Source organism: Streptomyces sp. NPDC005728 (genome assembly GCF_040630895.1).
Lineage (GTDB): Bacteria > Actinomycetota > Actinomycetes > Streptomycetales > Streptomycetaceae > Streptomyces.
On sequence record NZ_JBEXYL010000240.1, the window covers coordinates 1 to 3,441 of the forward strand.

Below are 3,441 nucleotides of genomic sequence, written 5' to 3' on the forward strand. Positions count from 1 at the left end.
CCTGGTACGCCGTCTCGCCCGACGGCAAGCCGGTCGGCGCGCCGGGCAAGTAGAGATCACCTCCCCAGGGTCGATCGCCCCGCCCGCCGGCGCGTGACCGAAGGTCCGCCCCCTCCGCACCGCACGGAGGGGGCGGACCGTTGTGTCGTGCGGACCTCTGTCCCGTGTCGTTCGGGGGCGTCGTACGGACGCTCCCGTTCATGCCGGGACAGTTGTCACACAGCGGGGCCACACGGGCACTTGCCGCAGGCAGTGACCGGGAACGGACGGTCAATTTCCGGTTCGGGTCGCTCCTTTGGCGGGCGATCAGTAGCCTCTGCTCGAACACCGGATCGCCTGTGCCTGTCGTCTACGCCTTGGAGAGATACATGGAGCGTCCCGCCTGGGCCCCCCGGAGCATCGACATCTCGGTGCCGAGCGTTTCGCGTATCTACGACTTCTACCTGGGCGGTTCGTACAATTTCGAGGTCGACCGCGAGGCGGCCCGCAAGGCGATGGAGTTCATGCCGGGTCTGCCGAAGATCATGCAGGCCAACCGGGCGTTCATGCGCCGGGCGGTGCGCTTCGCGGCCGGGGAGGGTATCACCCAGTTCCTCGACATCGGCTCCGGCATCCCGACCTTCGGCAACGTCCACGAGGTCGCCCAGGCCGTCGTACCGGGCGCCCGCGTCGTCTACGTCGACCACGACCCGGTGGCGGTCGCGCACAGCCAGGCGGTGCTGGAGGGCAACGACGACGCCGACGTGATCGCAGCCGACCTGCGCAAGCCCCAGGAGATCCTCTCCAGCCCCCTGCTGGAGCGCCTCATCGACCTGAATCGGCCAGTGGCCCTCCTTCTCGTTGCCATACTGCACTTCGTGGAAGACGCGGACGACCCCTACGGTGCGGTGGCCGAGCTGCGCGAGGCACTCGCGCCCGGCAGCCTGCTGATCCTCACCCATGCCTCGTACGAGGGAATCCCGTTGCCGACGGAGCGGGCCGAGGGTGCGGTGGACGTATACAAGGACATTCGCAACCCGCTGATCATGCGCTCGCGCGAGGAGATCGCGCGGTTCTTCGAGGGGTACGACATGGTGGAACCCGGACTGGTGCAGATGCCGCACTGGCGCCCGGAGTCGGCGCCGGAGGACGAGGATCCGTATGCCTTCTCCGGGTTCGCCGGCGTGGGGCGTACGGCGTGAGCGCGGAGCCGGACGGGCCGGAGGACAGACTGCGCCGGCTGACGACGATCTGGGGCCGGGCGGTCTTCCCGGTCACCTCCACGTCACTGACCCGCGTGGAGTTCGAGGAACAACTCCTTCCGCTCGCACGCCGGTTGAGCGGCCTCCTGCGGGCCCGCAGCTTCGCGGCCGAGGAGGCCAAGGCGATCGGTGCCGCGCTGATCGAGGCGCACTGCACCGACCCCGAGGCGCTCACCCGCACCCTGGACTGCATCGACGCCTACCTCGTCCTCTACTGCGGCGAGGACGGCCCCCAGGACGAACTGCGCATGCGCTCCTCGCGGTTGCAGCACGCGATGGCCGCCGGGTACGCGCAGGCCCTGCGCGAGCGCACCCTCGGCGAGCAAGAGGCCATCGCCCAGGCCGCGTTGCAGGCCCAGGGCGTGGTGGCGCAGGCCCTGCACGCCAGCGAGGCCCGTTTCCGGGCGGTCTTCGAGGGCGCCGCCATAGGTATCGGCATCGCCGACCTGGACGGGAACGTGCTCCAGGTCAACGGGGCGCTGCTGCGCATGTTCGGCCTCCCCGAGCAGACCCTGCGCGGCCGCCGCGTCCTGGACTGGACCCACCCCGAGGACGCGCCCCAGACCTGGAAGCTCTACGAAGAACTCGTGCGCGGCGAACGCGAGCACTACCACGTCGAGAAGGCCTTCAACCGCCCTGACGGCACGGTCCTGTGGACCAACCTGACCGTCTCCCTGCTGCGCGACACCGACGGCAACCCGCAGTACCAGCTGGCCCTCATGGAGGACACCACCGAGCGCCGCCTGCTCAACCTCCGGCTGCGCTACGAGGCCACGCACGACGCACTCACCGGCCTGCCCAACCGCACACTGTTCTTCGAACGCCTGGAGAAGGTGCTCGGCGCGGGCAAGGGCCAACGGTTCGGCCTGTGCTATCTCGACCTGGACGGCTTCAAGACCATCAACGACAGCCTCGGCCACGCGGCCGGCGACCGGCTGCTGGTGGAGGTCGCCGACCGGCTGCAGTCCTGCGCGACCGCGCCCGGCGAGATGGTCGCCCGCCTCGGCGGCGACGAGTTCGTGGCCCTGACCACCGGCCCCGGCACCGAGCGCGAGGTCGACGAGCTGGCCGAACGCATCATGAACGCGCTCATCACGCCCATCAGCATCGACGGCCGCGACCTGCTGGTGCGCGGCAGCCTCGGCATCGTGGAGGGCCCGGCCGGCGAGCGCACCGCCGCGGAGGTCCTGCGCAGCGCGGACATCACCATGTACCGGGCCAAGTCGGCGGGCGGCAACCGCTCCGAACTCGCCGACCCGGAGGCCGACGCCCGCGCCATCACCCGGCACGGCCTGACCACCGCCCTGCCGACCGCCCTGGAACGCGGCGAGTTCTTCATCGAGTACCAGCCCCTGGTCCACCTCGGCGACGGCAGCGTCCGCGGCGCAGAGGCACTCGTCCGCTGGCTGCACCCGCAGCACGGCGTCCTCGGTCCCGACCGTTTCATCCCGCTCGCCGAGCACACGGGCCTGATCGTCCCGCTCGGCCGCTGGGTGCTGGAGGAGTCCATCCGGCAGGCCCGCGCCTGGCGAGAACGGTACGGCGAACAGACGACCGCCGGCCCTCTGCGCATCAACGTCAACCTGTCGCCCTGCCAGCTCAGCCATCCCGGCCTGGTCCAGGACACGGTGGACATCCTCGAACGTGAGGGCGTCGCCCCGGACGCCCTCTGCCTGGAGGTGACCGAGTCGGCACTGATCGGCGCCGACGACGACCTCCTCAAACCCCTGCGCCGGCTCGCCGAGATGGGCGTCGACATCGCCCTGGACGACTTCGGCACCGGCTACTCGAACCTCGCCAACCTGCGCCGCCTACCCGTGAGCATCCTCAAACTGGACCGCTCCTTCACCCAGGGCATGCAGCAGTTCCCGGCCGACCCCGTCGACCTGAAGATCGTCGAGGGCATCGTCACCCTGGCCCACAGCCTCGACCTCGCGGTCACCGTCGAAGGAGTGGAAACCGGCGCCCAGGCCGAACAACTGCGCATACTGGGCTGCGACACGGCCCAGGGCTGGTACTACGCGAGGCCGGGCCCACCGGAGAGGCTGCACGAACTGGCTCTGGTGGACGCGACGGGCTGAGCGGCGGGGGCTGTGGGGGGCGGCCCCCCCCCCACCAACCCCACACCCCACCACCACCCCCCCCCCCATCACAAACCAAAATAAAACCAAAAAAAAAAACAAACACAAAAAAACCACAA

The 3,441-nt window shown here is 69.7% G+C and carries 2 protein-coding genes; both read left to right on the forward strand.

The genetic code is table 11. The features are described from left to right. Positions 1 to 368: 368 nt before the first annotated feature. Positions 369 to 1,181, forward strand: a complete 813-nt coding sequence (locus ABZ471_RS48040; protein WP_359075471.1) for an SAM-dependent methyltransferase — start codon at positions 369 to 371, stop codon at positions 1,179 to 1,181. Continuing rightward, entirely contained in the window at positions 1,178 to 3,322 is a 2,145-nt protein-coding gene (locus tag ABZ471_RS48045) for an EAL domain-containing protein (protein ID WP_359075472.1), read from the forward strand. The genes ABZ471_RS48040 and ABZ471_RS48045 overlap by 4 nt, the downstream gene beginning before the upstream one ends. The last annotated feature ends 119 nt before the right edge of the window (positions 3,323 to 3,441 follow it).